Source organism: Paenibacillus konkukensis, from assembly GCF_023523925.1.
Lineage (GTDB): Bacteria > Bacillota > Bacilli > Paenibacillales > NBRC-103111 > Paenibacillus_S > Paenibacillus_S doosanensis.
This window is the reverse complement of the sequence record NZ_CP027059.1, coordinates 1,571,234-1,587,466: the sequence shown is the minus strand read 5'-3', so window position 1 is coordinate 1,587,466 and position 16,233 is coordinate 1,571,234. Positions and strand designations below refer to the sequence as shown.

The following is a 16,233-nucleotide window of genomic DNA, read 5'->3' as shown; positions in this document are numbered from 1 at the left end:
AAGGAGATGATGAACATGCCCAAAATCATATGCTTGCACACATTGACCGGCGAGCAGGCGGAGCGGATCAGACAGGCCGCGCCCGCTTGGGAGCTTATCCACGGGAAGGACAAGGAGTTGTGGCTCGATCATTTGCAGGACGCGGAGATCGTCGTCGGCTGGAATAAGTCGGCGGAAGAAGTCTGCTTGAAGAAGGATTCCAAGCTTCGCTGGGTACAGAACTGGGGAGCGGGCGTCGATAAGCTGCCGCTTGGCCGGCTCGCCGATCGCGGCGCCATCTTGACGAACGCCAGCGGCGTTCATGCGTTTCCGATTTCGGAAACGATCTACGCGATGATGCTTGCATTTACGCGGAAGCTGCACTTATCGGTTCGGCATCAGCTGCACAGCGAATGGAAAGGCACAGGCTCGCTCGGCGAAATTCACGGGAAAACGATCGGCATTATCGGCGTAGGAGCTATCGGCGAGGAGACGGCGCGGCTGGCCAAGGCGTTCGGGATGAAAGTGCTCGGCGTCCGCCGGTCGGGACAGCCCAGCGGCTTCGTCGATGCCATGCACGATCTTAACGGGCTTGCCGCGGTGCTGCAGGAGAGCGATTTCGTCGTCGTGACGCTTCCGCTTACGGATGAGACGCGCCATATGTTCGGCAAAGCGCAGTTCGAGCTGATGAAGCCGACGGCGATGTATATTAATATCGGCCGCGGAGGCACGACGGATACGGAAGCGCTCATCGAGGCGCTGCGGACGGGAGTCATCGCCGGGGCCGGACTCGACGTGTTCGAGCAGGAGCCGCTGCCTGCGTCCAGTCCGCTGTGGCAGATGGAGAACGTCATTATGACGCCTCATAACTCGGGCTCGACGGAACAATACAACGAGCGCGCCTTCGAGATTTTGATGCGCAATTTGCAGGATTATTTGCAGGGCCGGGAACCGTCGGTGAACCGGGTCGATTACGGCAAACAGTATTGAAACACCGCGCCGTCAAAAAGAAAACGAAGCCAGCCAGCGCGCAGAATGAAACTATCGCTGAAAAGCCTGTCCGATGAACCACGTAACCCCGTCGGACAGATTTTTAGCATGTGGATAACAGGGTAACAGCGAGGGCCTCATGAAGGCTCTTCGGCTTCTTTCTGCGCCGCGCGCGGCCAGCTGCGGAATTCCGAGGGAGCGACGCCGAGCCGTTTTTTGAACGACTTGGAAAAATGGAAAATATCGTGGAACCCGGTAGCCTGAGCGATTTCGCCGATCGCCAAATCGGATGAGAGCAGCAGCTGCTTCGCTTTTTCCAGACGGCGTTCGTAGATGAAAGCCATCGGCGTCATGCCCATGTGATTTTTGAAGAAGCGGATAAAATAATTCGGGTGATGATGCACCAGCTCGGCCAGCTCGGCGACGCTCAAATCGTTTTGCAGGTTGGTATCTATATATTGGAGAACGGAGCCCAGCTTGCTGCTCGACAGATGAGACGGCGTCTGAGGCTTGGCTTGCACGGCCTGTTCGATGTAGCAGGAGATCACGTCGAGAAGCGCGGCTTGAATGCGCAGCGACTGCGCGGGGCCGCTTCCTCTGCCCTTGTACCCTTCGATAAGCCTCTCGAAGCTGGCGACGACGTCGTCCGTTCGGCGGGCGTCGAAACAATAAGGCAGCTTGAACAGGGAAAATAAATTAATGAAGCTGATATTGGAAGTGAAATGGCACCAATACATGCGGTAGGTTCGGTCGGCATCGGTGACGGAATAAAATTGCGATAAGCCCGCCGGCGCAAACACCCATTGTCCCGGTTTCGGGAACAATTCCGTATCGCCGATCATCATGCGGCCTTCGCCTTCGGTAATATAATAAATTTTGCTGTAGGTCGGAGTGAACGGCCCTTGCATCCAATCCGGATTGCATTTGCTTAGCAGGGATATGATCAGTTCTACCTTAATTTCAGCCAAAAAATGACTGATCGCCAAATAATCCTGTGATTGCATACGTTCATCCACCTTATATCGTTCTGCCGCCCGGCATCATTAGGTTAGTTTGGTACAAATTCCGGTTAACCGCATCCATATGGATTATATCATACCCGTCGTACAATAGAAGTGAGATCAAGACGACGGAGGGGAAGCGGATGACGCAAAGGGATATGTACATGGACAATGCGGAGGCGGAAGCGGAGCAGCAGCCTGCGGCTCTAGTGGAATATACGGAAGAGGTTCAAGACCGCAGATTGGCTTGGTGGCGGGAAGCGCGGTTCGGGATGTTTATTCACTGGGGACTGTACTCGCTGCTCGGAGGCGTATGGAAGGGCAAGGAGGTTCCCGGCGCCTACGGCGAGCATATTATGCTCAGAGGACAAATTCCGGTCCGGGAGTATGAGCAAATCGCCGGGGAATTCAATCCGGTCCGCTATAACGCGGAAGAGTGGGTGAAGGCGGCCAAAGCCGCCGGAATGAAATATTTGGTCATTACGGCTAAGCATCATGACGGATTCGCCTTGTACGACTCTAAAGTGTCGGATTTCAATATCGTGAAGCGTACGCCGTACGCGCGCGATCCGATGAAAGATCTGGCGGACGCCTGTCATAAGCATAGCGTGAAGCTGTGCTTCTATTACTCGCATTCGATGGATTGGCATCATCCCGATTCACAGGGCAACACGCATGATTATCCGAACAATATCGGCGCTTGGGACCCGCTGGAGTCGTGGGTGGACGACGAGGACAAACGGACGCGCTACGAGCGTTATTTGAACGAAAAAGCGTTTCCGCAGCTGAAGGAGCTGCTGACCCAATACGGCGAAGTGGCCGTCATCTGGTTCGATTGCGGCCATAAAGTGACGGACGAGCAGGGGCAGCGTTTCGTCGACTATGTGCGCAGCCTGCAGCCGAATTGCTTGGTCAACCGCCGCGTAAGAAGGGACGGCTTCGGCGATTATGGCAATTCGGGCGATAACCAGCTGCATATCCGGATTAACCGCAAGGACTGGGAATCGATTCATACGATGAACAACTCATGGGGCTACAAGAAGACCGATCATAACTGGAAATCGGTCACAAGCATTCTGCGCAATATGATCGACGTATTCAGCCTGAACGGCAACTATTTGCTGAATGTGGGGCCGACCCCCGAAGGTGAGTTCGACGAGAAGTCGCTGGACATCCTGCAAGGCGTCGGCCGGTGGATGAGCGTCAACGGCGAGAGCGTCTACGCAACGACAGGCAGCCCGATCGGCAAGCCGCAATGGGGCCGCTGCACGATGAAGGGGCAGAAGCTGTATCTGCACGTATTCGATTGGCCGCGGAGCGGGAAACTCGTTGTCGGCGGACTGCGCAACCGGATCGCGAAGGCTTATTTGCTCGCCGATCCGGAGCAGGCCAGGCTTGCCATCCGCAGGCTAAATGCGGACGATGTGGAGCTGTCCGTGCCGTCCGCGCCGCTGGACCCTGCAGCCACCGTGATCGTCGCCGAGATCGAGGGCGCCGTCGACGCCAATCCGCTCAAGCTGCTGCACCGGGCCGATCATTTGAACGTGTTCGGCGCTTTCGACGGCGACATCGACGGCGAGAAACTGCATTATGACACGGGCAAAGCGGGCCGCGATACCGTGACAGGCTGGAGCCGCAAGGAGGATTGCATCCGCTGGACGTACCGGGCTGCGGAGCCCGGCAGCTATGAAGTGAAGATCGTATACGGCGCTCAGGAAGGCGCCGCGGGAGGCGAGTTCGTCGTAGAAACCGCGGGGCAGCAATGGCGCGGCAGCGTGAAGCCGAAGGGCGACGGCTACGAATTTGCCTGGGACATCGTCGGCATCGCGCGGCTGGAGCAGCCGGGCGAGTACACGCTGACGGTTCGTGCCGAATCCATTGCCGGAGAGACGCTGATGAATCTGAAGGAGATTCAGTTTCGCTCACTTGGCGATTTGACTTAATGCAAACGGCAAACCCGGGCAGGAGCTAGCGCTTCGCAATCCCGGCGATCTGAATATAGCGAAGATATGGACCGGAAAATGGCCTTAAGGCGGTTTTCCGGTTTCTGTCGTGGCTGCAGTTTCCTTTTTTTAGTATGATGGGTTATAGACTCGATTTCAGAGTCTTTGAAACGCGAGATGCTAGGAGTGATGGATTTGCAGATTAGAAAGCTGGAACCGGCAGAACAATTGCCGATGGATTTACTATTGTTAGCCGATCCTTCGACGCGGCTGGTTGAGGAGTATACGAAGAGAGGGCAAATCTTCGTTGCCGAGAACGAATCGGGGACAATCGGCGTTTATGTGCTGATCGCGACAAGGCCGGATACGGCCGAGCTGGTCAACGTCGCCGTCGACGAGAGCTGCCAAGGCCGGGGCATCGGCAAGAAGCTCGTGCAGCATGCCGTCGAGCAAGCCCGCAGCCAAGGCTATAAAACGATCGAGGTCGGGACCGGCAATTCAAGTATCGGGCAGCTGGCGCTTTACCAGAAGTGCGGGTTCCGGATGACGGGAATCGATAGAGATTTTTTCTTGCGTCATTATGACGAAGAAATTTTCGAGAACGGGATTCAGGTCGTCGATATGGTCCGTCTGTCTCAAGACTTGTAAGCGGAACGCCGGTCGTTCTTCGTCTCATGCGTTTGCCAATGCTTTGAGGGTTGTAGCGTACCCCGGGATGGAGTACAATGCATCGTATATACGAGAGGCGAAGCGGGTGACGGGACGATGACGTTTCATATAACGCAAGTGCATGATCTGTTTGATCAATTGGCAGGCTTGATGGATGGCAGCGTACGGCAGCAGCGCCACGCATGGGAGCAGCGGATCGACATCCCTTCCCGTATCGGCAGGGGGAGCGTGACGCGGACGCTCATTCGTCCGGGCATGGAAATTATGTATACCGATGCGGTATTTGAGCAAAATATACGGCTTCATATTCAAGAAGCTTGTCAATTGTTCGAGATCAGCTATTGCCTGAGCGGTGAAATCTACAGCGAATGGGACGGCAAGCGGGCGTATACGGGGCATGAAACCGGTAGCGTGCTTTTTCTTGAAGATGTTCTTGTCTACGAGGAGAAAAAAGCGGGCATCCCCCATCAATTGCTGGAAGTAAGGCTGACCCCGAGCGAGCTGCTGCATTACGCCGGCGATGCTGCGGAGCGGCGGCAGATGGAGTCGTGGCTGAGCCGTCACCGGGGCGGCATCGACCGGTACCCGGATACGCCGGCCATTCGCAAATGCATCTCCGATATGATCCATTGCACCTATAAGGGAGCGATGAAACGGCTCTATCTGGAGAGCAAGGCGCTCGAATGGATCGCCTTGTTCGGCGAGGCCGATTGCGGCGATTCTTCAAGCGGCGGGATCGTGCTGAAGAAAGAGGATTTGGAGAAGCTGAAGCAGGTTGAGCTGCTCGTCGAGCGTCACTATGAGCAGCCTCCGACGATCCGTGAGCTGGCCAGGCAGGTAGGGATGAACGAATTCAAGCTGAAAAAGGCGTTTCGCGAATGGTCCGGCATGACGATCTTCGAGCTGGTCCGTCAGAAACGGATGGAAAAGGCGCTCTGGTATTTGGAAGTGGAGCAGCTGAACATAGGCGAGACGGCAGTGTCGGTCGGATACAGCAACGCCAGCAATTTCACGGCCAATTTCCGCAAGCATTACGGCTGCAATCCGAGCGACTATCTTCAGCGCATCCGGCGGCAGGAGCTGGCGGAGCGCAGGATGGACAGCGATCGGCAGCGGCAGTAGAAGCTTATGATAAGGCGGCGGAAGTATGCGAAATGCTCCGCTGCGGCAAAGCAGCGCATGAAACCTCAGAAAGCAGAAGGATGGGTTCCGGTTGGAATCGCAGCATCTGCAGCTCTGAGGTTTTTTGGTGCGGCCCCGGCTCCCTTAACAAGGCAAGAACCTCCCCCTCCAGGTAGAGAAAATTTTCGATGTAAATGATAATCGTTATCATAAGATCATTCGATCCAAGCGGCTCTTCGGGTTAGCGGGGAGAGATCTAATTTGGCGAAAAAGGAGGAACCGGGATGTCGCGTCATACGACTCAAACCGCTGCTGCGGCGGCAACGGCAGACGAAACGATTCAGGAACGGCAGGCGGACCCGCGCCGCTGGTATGCGCTGGCGGTCTTTCTGCTCCCCGTTTTGCTCATATCCTTGAATACGTACATGATCCAGGTTGCGCTTCCTTCCATTCAGAGCAGCCTGCAAGCAAGCTTCTCCGAAGCGCAGCTGATGGTGAGCGGGTTTTCGCTTAGCTTGGCAGTGGCGTTAATCGTCAGCGGAAAGCTCGGAGACTTGTACGGCAGAAAAAGAATGCTGCTCATCGGGGTGAGCGGCTTTACGCTTATGGCGGCATTGGGCGGAATGGCTTCCGATCCGGCGCTTCTAATCGCGCTGCGTATTGTGCAGGGCATAGCCGCCGCCTGCATCCAGCCGCAGGTGCTGTCTTTGATGCAGGTCGGATTTTTGCCGCGGGAGAAGGGCCTGGTGTTCGCGATATACGGAGCGCTCATCGGGCTCGGCTTCGCATTCGGCCTCATTCTCGGAGGTATTCTTGTACACTGGAATCCGTTCGGTCTCGGCTGGCGGACGGTATTTTATTTCAACGTTCCCTTCGGAGGCACCGTCCTGCTGCTGCTGCCGTTCCTGCCCGAAGCCGGAACGATCCGGCGGCGGGGAAGGGGACAAAGCATTGATTGGACGGGCGCCCTGCTGCTGACGGTCGGGTTGTTTCTGCTGATCTATCCTCTGTCCGAAGGACAGAAGCGGGGCTGGCCGCTTTGGACGGGGGGCTGCCTCGCGGCGTCGGTCCTGCTGCTGCTTGCTTTTATCACCGTCCAAATCCGCAAGCGCGGCTGCCCGTCTGCGCCGCTGATCGATCTTTCGATCTTTCTGCGGCGCACGTTTCGCATCGGTATATTGACTGTAATCACCGTATATTTTAGTATGTTTTCGTTCTTTTTTATTCTCAGCTACTACTTGCAATTCGGCCTCCACTACAGCATGCAGCTTACGAGCTTCGCCTTTTTGCCGCTGGGCTGCGGCTTCTTCCTGACTTCTTTGCTATCTTCCCGTATCGTATCCCGCTGGGGAATAACCGGGCTGAAAGCGGGCGCTCTGTTCATGGGAGGCAGCACCTTCCTGCTGATCGCGTCGCTGCATTGCGGTTCGGGACAGCTGCTGAATGCGCAAGCGGTGTTGATTTTGCTTGTATACGGCTGCGGTCTCGGCATGGTAACGACACCGCTTGCGAACGTCGTTCTCAGTACGGTTACGCCGGAGGAGGCGGGGACCGGTTCCGGCTTGTTCACGACCTTCCTGTATTTATCCAATTCGCTAGGCGTAGCGCTGACCGGCATTTTGTTCACCGCATCGTTAGGGCATCCGCTTACTGCGGCCGCGGCAAACGATTATGTGCAGGCATTTTCCGCATCCTTAACGTTGACCGGAGGGCTTGCGTTCGCCGCGTTCGGACTGCTGTGTCTTCTGCCCGGAGGAGAAGCGAATTCCCAAGACTGACGTTTTCTAACGGACCCGTTCGATAAACGTCTTCGCCGCGCTGGAGAGCGGCATATTGCGCATAATCATAATGCCGACTTGAGACGGCGGCAGCTGCACGTCCAGCCGGATTTCAAACAAAGAGCCCTCTTCCAGCTCTTTGGAGACGAATTCCCTGGTCACATAAGAGATGCCGAGCCCTTTGCGCGCAAGCTCGATAAGCAGGTCCACGCTGCCGACTTCAATCTCCGGCTTCAGCTCGTAGCCGTAATCGTGAAACAGCTCCGTAACGGCCATTCGCGCCCGGCTGTTCCGGGAAAATAAAATGATGGGATACTGCAGCAGCATATCGAACGACATCGTCTTATTTTTCAGCTCGGCGTAATGCGCCCCCGCTACAAAGCAGTCCTGCAGCTGGATGCCTTCTCTGACTTCCAGCTGAGGATCGACGATCGGCATACGGACGACGCCAAGGTCAATCCGTCCTTCCTTCAAGAAAGTAATGACTTCCGGAGTCGTCCCGTGAATGAGGGAGAGGGTGATTCCGGGATGCTGCCGATGAAAATCTTCCAAGAAGGGCAGCAAGTAATGCTTAAACAGCGAATCGCTGCCGCCGATTTTCAACTCTCCGCTATCCAGATTTTTCAGTTCGGCCATCTTCTTCTCCGCCAGCGAAATTAAAATCTGCGATTGCTCGATATATGAATACAGAACCGCGCCTTCATGGGTCAATGCGACGCCTTTGGAATTCCGGTAAAACAAGGTGACGCCAAAACTGTCTTCCAGCTGCTTGATGGCGTGGCTGACGCTCGGCTGCGTCAGAAACAGCGCTTTGGCCGCCTGCGTCAAGCTGCCCGTTTTGGCCGCCCAGTAGAACACTTTGTACAGTTCGTAATTGATCATAGATACCGTCTATATCTCCTCTGAAATATATTAATTACTTGTATGACTGTGATTTGTATTATAGTGGAATGAAGAAAAAGAAACCAGTGTTTGCCGATCAGGGTGTCTTATCGGGCCGGAAGGAGAGAAGAACATGGAGACTGCAACAATTGTTTTGTTTGGGGCGACAGGGGATTTGGCCAAGAGGAAAATTTACCCTGCTTTATATAATTTGTTCGTCGAGCAGAAGCTGCCGCAAGCATTTCACATCATCGGTCTGGGAAGAAGAAGCCTGTCGGATGAAGCGTTTCAGGATAGCGTTGCGCAATCGGTCGCCCGGTTTTCCAGGCGGGAAGCGAACGATCCCGAATTGCTGAACAGCTTCTTGAGCGCATTCCGGTACAACGTGCTGGATGTAGGGCGCAAAGAAGATTACGCGAAGCTGCTGCAGCGGATTGAACAGCGGGAGCAAGAGCTTGCCGTCCAGCCGAACCGGATGTTCTATTTATCGGTAGCTCCTGAATTTTTTGCCGCGATTGCTGCCAATATTAAAGAAAGCGGTCTTGGCTCGGCGGCCGGCTGGAAGCGGCTGTTGATCGAGAAGCCTTTCGGGCATAACTTGCAATCCGCACGGGAGTTGAACCGGCAGCTGAGCGAAGCTTTCTCCGAGGATGAAATTTTCCGCATCGATCATTATCTCGGCAAGCCGATGGTTCAAAAGCTGGGTGTGCTGCAGCAAAACAATCCGGTGCTCGACGCCTTGTGGACGAGCCGCTATATCGCCAACGTGCAGATTACGGCCAATGAAACCGTCGGCGTGGAAGAGAGAGCCGCGTATTATGACCGCGCAGGCGCCGTAAGAGATATGTTCCAGAACCATATGCTGCAATTGCTGATGATGCTGGCGATTCATCTGCCGAAGAACGGCACCTCCGAAGAGGTGCGGCTGAAGAAGAAGAGAGTCATGGAAGCTCTTGTGCCTATGAGCAAGCATGAGGTGAGCGGCCAGGTGATTCGCGGGCAGTACGCGGCTGGCACCGTGCTGGGAAGCTCCGTACCCGGGTATACTTCCGAGCCGGGGATCGACGCATTGTCTGTGAACGATACGTTTATCGCGGCGAAGCTGCAGATTGACGCACCGTTCTGGAGAGGAGTTCCCTTCTATATCCGGACAGGAAAAAGGATGAAAGAGAAATCGACGCGCATTGTCGTCGAATTCAAAGCGCCGCTGGAGCAGCGCGCAGCAGCCTATGAAGATAATCCGGCGCCGAATCTTCTCGTATTCGAAATGAGCCCCGACGAAGGAATTACATTGCAATTGAATACGAGAGACCCGCAGCGTGAAGGAGAGTTCAAACCGATTCGTCTCGATTTTCATTCGAGCCGCGAAGATTTGCCTGAGGCCTATGAGAACTTGCTGCATGACGCTTGGCTCGGCAATCCGACGTTCTTTGCGCATTGGGATGAAGTGGAATTGTCCTGGCAGTGGGTTGAGCCTATTTTGCAAGCATTTGAAGAAAATTTGGTTCCGCTGCGACTTTATCCGGCGGGCACCTACGGACCGGCCGAGTCCGATGCGCTATTGGCGCAGGACGGGTATCATTGGTGGTTTGACGCCAAGGATGAACCGGAAGCGGAAGAACAGGGCAAGCCATTCGCCATTCAGACGAACCGTTGAACAGGCAGCGACAAACCGTTAGTATAATGGATAGAAGCCGGCGGAATTTCCAGCTTGCGGAAAAAGACGAACTTGCCATGTCCGTTCGCGAAGTGGATAATAGAAGCTGGCGCTATTTAAAATAATATAACGACTACAAATTGGAGGAATGAACCATGAAATTTTTTATCGATACTGCCAATCTCGCGGATATTAAAAAAGCTTACAAAGTCGGAGTTCTTTCCGGTGTAACCACGAACCCTTCCCTCGTTGCCAAAGAAGGAGTCAAATTCGAAGATCGTATCGCCGAAATTTTGCAGGCCGTTCCTGAAGTGGAATCCGTATCCGCCGAAGTCACTCCGGACGCATTGACAGCGGAAGAGATGATCGCGCAAGCCGAAGAGCTGATCAAAATTAACGGCGGCGACAAAAATATTACGATCAAGCTTCCTATGACGCTGGCCGGTCTCGAAGCTTGCCGCTATTTGACGAAAAAAGGCGTCAAAACGAACGTAACGCTGATCTTTACCGTTAACCAAGCTTTGCTTGCGGCGCGTGCGGGAGCGACTTACGTGTCTCCGTTCCTCGGACGTTTGGACGATATTTCCGAAGACGGCGTCCTGCTCGTATCCAGAATCGCCGAGCTGTTCCGCACGCATAACCTGAGCTCGCAAATTATCGCAGCTTCCGTCCGTCACCCGGATCACGTAACCCGCGTGGCCATGGCAGGAGCGCATATTGCAACGGTTCCGTTCCAAGTCATCGAACAACTGGCGAAGCATCCTTTGACGGATCAAGGCATGGAGAAATTCGCCGCAGACTGGAAGAAAGCCATCCAATAATCGCGAATATAAACGCAGCATAGCGATCGTAAAAAGCAGATCACCTAGGTGGTCTGCTTTTTTATTGTCTAAGAAAACCCCCAGTTCGACTGGGGGTTCGGGAAAGCTTATAGCTATGAGTAAAAATCCCTTGACCTTTATGATAAGATGATAGCCGGTCTGCCAACCGCAACATCAAATCAAGGAGGACAAGGGAATGGATAAGAGCAGTCTAGCACATACCCGCTGGAACTGCAAATACCATATTGTATTTGCACCGAAATATAGACGGCAAGTCATCTATGGGAAATTAAAAAGAGAGATCGGAAAGATCATCCGGGAGTTGTGTGAGCGCAAAGGGGTGGAGATTCACGAAGCGGAAGCGTGCCCGGATCACATCCATATGTTGGTGAGTATTCCACCGAAACTGAGTGTATCGGAGTTTATGGGGTACTTAAAGGGAAAAAGTTCGCTGATGATCTTCGATAAATTTGCGAACCTGAAGTATCGATACGGAAATCGGCAATTTTGGTGCAGAGGCTATTTTGTGGATACGGTAGGGCGAAACAGGAAAGCGATAGCCGAATACATTCGAAATCAACTAACAGAGGATAAGAACTACGAACAAATCACGATGAAAGAATTGTTCGACCCGTTTACGGGTGAGTCGGTAGGAAAGGGCAAATAAAAGAGCCCCTTTGAGGGGCAAGCCCGGGACCGCTCGCGGTTGGCAGACTTTCAGTGCGCCTTCTTAGGCGCGTGCTAGTACCATGCCCTTATAGGGCTGATGGAAGCCACCGGCTAAGCCGGTGGTTATGACTTTATAAAATCGGCTGAGGCCGCTGAGGCCGCTTTCACGTCATCCGACAGGCAAGTTAGCCCTTTGGGCATATAAGTTTGGGACAGGCCGCCGCGACCGCTTCGTCAAGATTCTACAGCTTCTTTCAATATGATGTAATAAAATCGAAGAGAGAACCGCAATTCTACTTTTTTCGGGAGGGCTGTTGGATGAGAATGAGCTGGTATCATCGCATTTTATTATCGTATGCCCCGATCTTTTTCCTGGTTGTATCCGTTCTGATCTTCTCTTTCTTCGCTGTGCTGAGTAATTCCGCCAAAGATCAAATCGCCTTGACCGATGAAGCGATTGCGACCAAAGTCATGCAGGTAATCGACAGCAGCTTGAAAGCTACGGAACGGATGCTCATTAAGGAAATGGACGTGAACGACAGCATGGCTGCGTTTTTTCGGAATGACGCGTCCAAGATCGCGTTTGATTATTTTCTCATTTCCCGGAAAGTGGACGAATTCTCTTCGATGCTGCCTTTATCGAACTCCATTTATTTATACAACGAAAAATCGGGTCAAGTGCTATCCCATAACGGGTTGTCTTCGCTCGATCAATTTGGCGACCGCGAGTTTTTGGTGGAAGCTTACCGCTCGGGCACCTATACGTCCGGATGGACGAATCCGCGGGAATTTAAGGAGTTCAGCCACGAAGCGGGAGGGGAGCGGGTCGTTACGCTGTTCAAATATTACCCGGTGACGGGGGACCGGCAGGGCGCGGTAGTCATTAATATCCGGGTGCCGTCGCTGGTCAGCTTCATTAAGGATTTGACCCGGTACGATGCTGGCCTGATCCAGCTGTTCGCGGGCAACGGAGAGCCGTTCGACAAAAACCAGGGATCGCCCGCGGTAAGGCCTTCGGGGCAGGAGCAGCTCAAGCACGCCGTATCGGATTACACGAGCTGGTATTACATATCGAATGCGAGGAGCGACAAGCAGCTTTCTTTCTTGTCTCTGTTGCATAATTTCTGGATCATTCTGGGGCTTGCGGCGGTGGCGGCCGGCATCGGCTGGTTCACCTATGTGACCCATCGCAACTTCAAGCCGATCCAGGCGATCGCCGGGCGAATCCAGGATTACACGAAGCGCCGCAGCGGAGAGCTGGTGCGCCATCCGGCCAAGGATGAATTGAAATTTATCGAAGCGGCGATCGACGGGCTGCTGGAGCGGTCGAGTCAATTCGAACAGTTGTACAAGGACGATCTTCCGATCCGCAGGCGGCAGCGGTTATCCGAATGGCTTGAAGGCGGCACGATGATGAGCGAAGCGAGGTGGAAGCAGGAGATGGCCAAGCTGCAGCTGCCGTCGGACTTCGCGAGACTGATGGCGGCGGTGATGGAGATTGACCGCCACTCGCAATTTGCAAACGGTTACAGTCCGAAGGATCAGTATTTGCTGAAGTTCGCCGTCAGTCAGGTGCTTCAGGAGATTGCCTCCGATCATCTCCTCGTGCTATGGAACGAATGGCTGGAGCCGCATCAGATGGCGGTCGTATTTTACCTGGATCATCAGGAGAGCGCCCGCAGTCAGGCGATAGAGGCGATGCGACGGCTGCAGGCTTGGGTCAGCGATAATCTGGAATTTACCGTCTCCGTCGGCATCGGCTCGGATACTTCCTTCTACGCTGATCTGCCGGGATCTTATGAAGAAGCAAGGGAGCAGCTGTGTCATAAACCGTTATTCGGTACGAACTGTATGCTCGGCAAGGAATCGATCCGTTCGAAGAGAGAGGGAGGGATATTCCCGCATCTGCAGCTGGTGTCTGCGATCGCCCGCTCGTTTCGCCAGGACGACGGGCATTGGCAGGCTCATGTGAACAAGCTCGCCATCGTTTTGCAGAACGGGATATTTTCGCAGGCGGATCTTCATCATGTGATGGATTATTTGCTGTATCAAATTCAGAAAGAGCTGGACGAGATGCCGGAGGAAGTCCATGACCTGTTCAAGCGCGATTATTTGCCGCAGCTGGAGGCGGTCGCCGATTCCTCCCGGACGCTGAATGAATGGCGTGACGAGCTGTGCCGGCTGCTGCTGGAGCTGGAAGCGCAAATCCGCGAAGTCCGCGCGGTGCGCAACAACGATCTGCTCGTCTGCCGCGTGAAGCAGTATATCGAGCTGAATTATGCCGATCCCGAGCTGTCGCTCGGCAAGCTCAGCGAGTATTTCGAGCTGAACCCGCGCTACTTGAGCAAGCTGTTCAAGGAAGAAGCCGGGGAGAAGTTCATCGACTATATGCTGAAGGTGCGTCTGGAGGAAGCGAGCCGGCTGCTGCTTGCAACGGAGCTGTCGGTCCAGGAGATCGCCGAGCGGGTCGGCTACCTCCATGTCATTTCCTTTCACCGGGCTTTTAAAAATATGTTCGGCTTGCCTCCGGGAGATTACCGGAAAAAATCCGACGGCGTCCGGCGTGCGGGAGAATAGAGCGTTAGGGTTCTAAAAACGTGGCGAACAAGCGGCCGGAGCGCCATTGTAATCCGGAACAGCATCAGCGTAAGCCTTTGTCCGCGCCGCGGATTTCAGCCCGTTCAGACCTGTGCGCAAAAATGTTAAGCGCAGATGACAAATCGTTAAGTCCCGCCGCATCTTACAATTTGCTAAGCGGGCGATTCATGTAAATTGACCGCAATCGGGCTGCTGCATTACAGTGAATTACACCGCAACAGACAATCCGATGAAGAATGGAGGAATCGTATGCACGGTATCGGCGGCAAGACCGCGGTGGAAGAAACGATCGCCCGACCCCTCGCCAAGAAAAGAACATTCAAGCTGTTCACTAATCAAGACTGGCAGTTATACGCGCTGCTGCTGCTGCCTATGCTCTACTTTATTATCTTCAAGTATATCCCCATGTACGGAGTCACCATCGCCTTCAAGGAATTCAACATGTTTCAGGGCATTTGGAAAAGCCCTTGGGCGGGTCTCGACGCATTCCGCGAAATTTTCTTGATGAAAGATTTCTACAAAGTGCTGCGCAACACGATGCTACTGAATGTGCTGGACCTTGTCGTTTCGTTCCCCGCACCGATCATTTTGGCCGTTCTCTTGAATGAAATTCGCATCAACTGGTTTAAGAAAGGCGCGCAGACGATTTTGTACCTGCCTCATTTTATTTCCTGGGTCATTATCGGGGGTATGGTGTATCAGCTGCTCGCCACGAACACCGGACTGGTCAATATCCTTATTCGCTCCGCAGATATGAAAGCGATTCCTTTTTTAACCGAGCCGACCTATTGGGTTCTTACTTATATCGGCACCGGGGTATGGCAAAGCGCGGGCTGGGGCACGATCATCTATTTGGCGGCCTTAACCGGGATCAACAAGGAGCTGTACGAAGCGGCCGAGGTGGACGGAGCGGGACGTATGCGCAAAATATGGAATATTACGCTGCCGGGGATCAAGCCGACAATCATTATTTTGCTGATCATCAATATCGGGCATATGGCCAGCATCGGTTTTGAACGGCCGTTCGTCCTGAGCAATCCGCTCGTGACCGACGTCTCGGAGGTGATCAGCACGTTCGTGTACAAGGTCGGCATCCAGTCGGCGCGGTATACGATCGCTACGGCCATCGGCCTGTTCCAGGCGGTCGTAGGCCTGGTGTTCCTGTTGTCCTCAAACTATATTTCCAAAAAAGTGACCGACCAAGGCATATGGTAAAGGAGGGGTCCCATGAAAATCGCACGGGTAGAAAAAGCGCTGGACGCGCTCATCATTGCGGTTGTGGCGGCGGCTTCGTTCCTGGCGCTGGTGCCGATTCTGCATCTGGCTTCCGTATCGCTAAGCTCCAATGCGGCGATCTTGTCGAATAAAGTCACCGTCTTCCCGGTGGAATGGAGCACGATGGCGTATCAGACCGTGTTCCGCGATGCGAGAATGATCGGCTCGCTGCTGTTCACGATTGCTCTGGTCGTATTGTTCACCGCCGTCTGTATGGTCATGACGGTCTGCGCCGCGTATCCGCTAACGAAGAAAAGGCTGAAGGGCCGCGACGTGTTCCTGCTGATGATCGTATTTACGATGTTTTTCAGCGGCGGGCTGATTCCTGAATATTTGCTCGTCAAGTCGCTGAAGCTGACCAATACGATCTGGTCTTTGGTGCTGCCGGGCATGATCAATGCGTTTTACCTGATTATTTTGAAAACGTTCTTTTCCTCCATTCCCGAGGAACTGGAAGAATCCGCGCGGATGGACGGAAGCTCGCATTTCGGCACGCTGCTGCGGATCGTGCTGCCGCTGTCTCTGCCGGTGCTCGCCACGCTGAGCCTGTTCTATGCGGTAGGGCGGTGGAACGGCTTCATGGACGCTTTGTTTTACATTACGAATCAAGACTTGTATCCGATCCAGCTCAAGCTGTACCAGCTGGTCATCAGCAACCAGATGAGCGACGCCACCGCCACGGAAGGGATGAATTCGCTCGCCCCGATTCCCGAGAGCTTGAAGGCGGCCAGCATCATGTTCGCGACGATACCGATCCTGCTCGTCTACCCGTGGCTGCAGCGCTACTTTATTTCCGGCATGATGATCGGAGCGGTCAAAGGATAAGCGAAAGGCGAAGGTCCATCAATA

At 54.1% G+C, this 16,233-nt stretch carries 13 protein-coding genes; 11 read left to right on the top strand and 2 right to left on the bottom strand.

Features of this window, described 5'->3' with window-relative positions; genetic code table 11:
- The first annotated feature begins 15 nt into the window (after positions 1–15).
- The gene (locus SK3146_RS07035) at positions 16–969 is read left to right on the top strand and encodes a D-2-hydroxyacid dehydrogenase (protein WP_249864407.1); all 954 of its coding nucleotides are present in this window, start codon (positions 16–18) and stop codon (positions 967–969) included.
- Positions 970–1,106: 137 nt separating this feature from the next.
- Here SK3146_RS07035 and SK3146_RS07030 read toward each other — a convergent pair whose 3' ends face one another.
- Positions 1,107–1,973, bottom strand: a complete 867-nt coding sequence (locus SK3146_RS07030; protein ID WP_249864406.1) for an AraC family transcriptional regulator — start codon at positions 1,971–1,973, stop codon at positions 1,107–1,109.
- A gap of 140 nt (positions 1,974–2,113) precedes the next feature.
- Here SK3146_RS07030 and SK3146_RS07025 point away from each other — a divergent pair, with 140 nt between their 5' ends.
- From SK3146_RS07025 to SK3146_RS07010, 4 genes are all read left to right on the top strand, one after another.
- Positions 2,114–3,913 carry an alpha-L-fucosidase gene (locus SK3146_RS07025; protein WP_249864405.1) on the top strand — a complete coding sequence of 600 codons (1,800 nt, stop codon included), beginning with the start codon at positions 2,114–2,116 and terminating at the stop codon, positions 3,911–3,913.
- A gap of 195 nt (positions 3,914–4,108) precedes the next feature.
- Entirely contained in the window at positions 4,109–4,561 is a 453-nt protein-coding gene (locus SK3146_RS07020) for a GNAT family N-acetyltransferase (RefSeq protein ID WP_249864404.1), read from the top strand.
- Positions 4,562–4,678: 117 nt separating this feature from the next.
- Positions 4,679–5,704 (top strand): helix-turn-helix transcriptional regulator, encoded by a 1,026-nt coding sequence (locus tag SK3146_RS07015; RefSeq protein ID WP_249864403.1) that lies wholly within the window; start codon positions 4,679–4,681, stop codon positions 5,702–5,704.
- A 284-nt stretch (positions 5,705–5,988) separates the two neighbouring features.
- Entirely contained in the window at positions 5,989–7,482 is a 1,494-nt protein-coding gene (locus SK3146_RS07010) for an MFS transporter (protein WP_249864402.1), read from the top strand.
- Between the two features lie 6 nt (positions 7,483–7,488).
- On the opposite strand, the gene SK3146_RS07005 is transcribed toward SK3146_RS07010, so the two are convergent.
- Positions 7,489–8,364 (bottom strand): LysR family transcriptional regulator, encoded by an 876-nt coding sequence (locus tag SK3146_RS07005; protein WP_249864401.1) that lies wholly within the window; start codon positions 8,362–8,364, stop codon positions 7,489–7,491.
- 133 nt (positions 8,365–8,497) lie between these two features.
- Between SK3146_RS07005 and zwf the strand changes: the two genes are divergently transcribed.
- The 6 genes from zwf (at position 8,498) to SK3146_RS06975 (ending at position 16,209) form a co-directional block, all read left to right on the top strand.
- The gene (zwf, locus tag SK3146_RS07000; protein WP_249864400.1) at positions 8,498–10,021 is read left to right on the top strand and encodes a glucose-6-phosphate dehydrogenase; all 1,524 of its coding nucleotides are present in this window, start codon (positions 8,498–8,500) and stop codon (positions 10,019–10,021) included.
- Positions 10,022–10,176: 155 nt separating this feature from the next.
- Entirely contained in the window at positions 10,177–10,842 is a 666-nt protein-coding gene (gene fsa, locus SK3146_RS06995; protein WP_249864399.1) for a fructose-6-phosphate aldolase, read from the top strand.
- Between the two features lie 196 nt (positions 10,843–11,038).
- Complete coding sequence (tnpA, locus tag SK3146_RS06990; RefSeq protein WP_249860177.1) at positions 11,039–11,509, top strand: IS200/IS605 family transposase; 471 nt, start codon at positions 11,039–11,041, stop codon at positions 11,507–11,509.
- A gap of 320 nt (positions 11,510–11,829) precedes the next feature.
- A complete protein-coding gene (locus SK3146_RS06985; RefSeq protein WP_249864398.1) occupies positions 11,830–14,088 on the top strand; it encodes a helix-turn-helix domain-containing protein in 2,259 nt (752 codons plus the stop codon).
- A gap of 393 nt (positions 14,089–14,481) precedes the next feature.
- Complete coding sequence (locus tag SK3146_RS06980) at positions 14,482–15,324, top strand: ABC transporter permease (RefSeq protein ID WP_434006893.1); 843 nt, start codon at positions 14,482–14,484, stop codon at positions 15,322–15,324.
- Positions 15,325–15,336: 12 nt separating this feature from the next.
- Positions 15,337–16,209 carry a carbohydrate ABC transporter permease gene (locus SK3146_RS06975; RefSeq protein ID WP_249864396.1) on the top strand — a complete coding sequence of 291 codons (873 nt, stop codon included), beginning with the start codon at positions 15,337–15,339 and terminating at the stop codon, positions 16,207–16,209.
- Positions 16,210–16,233: the final 24 nt, after the last annotated feature.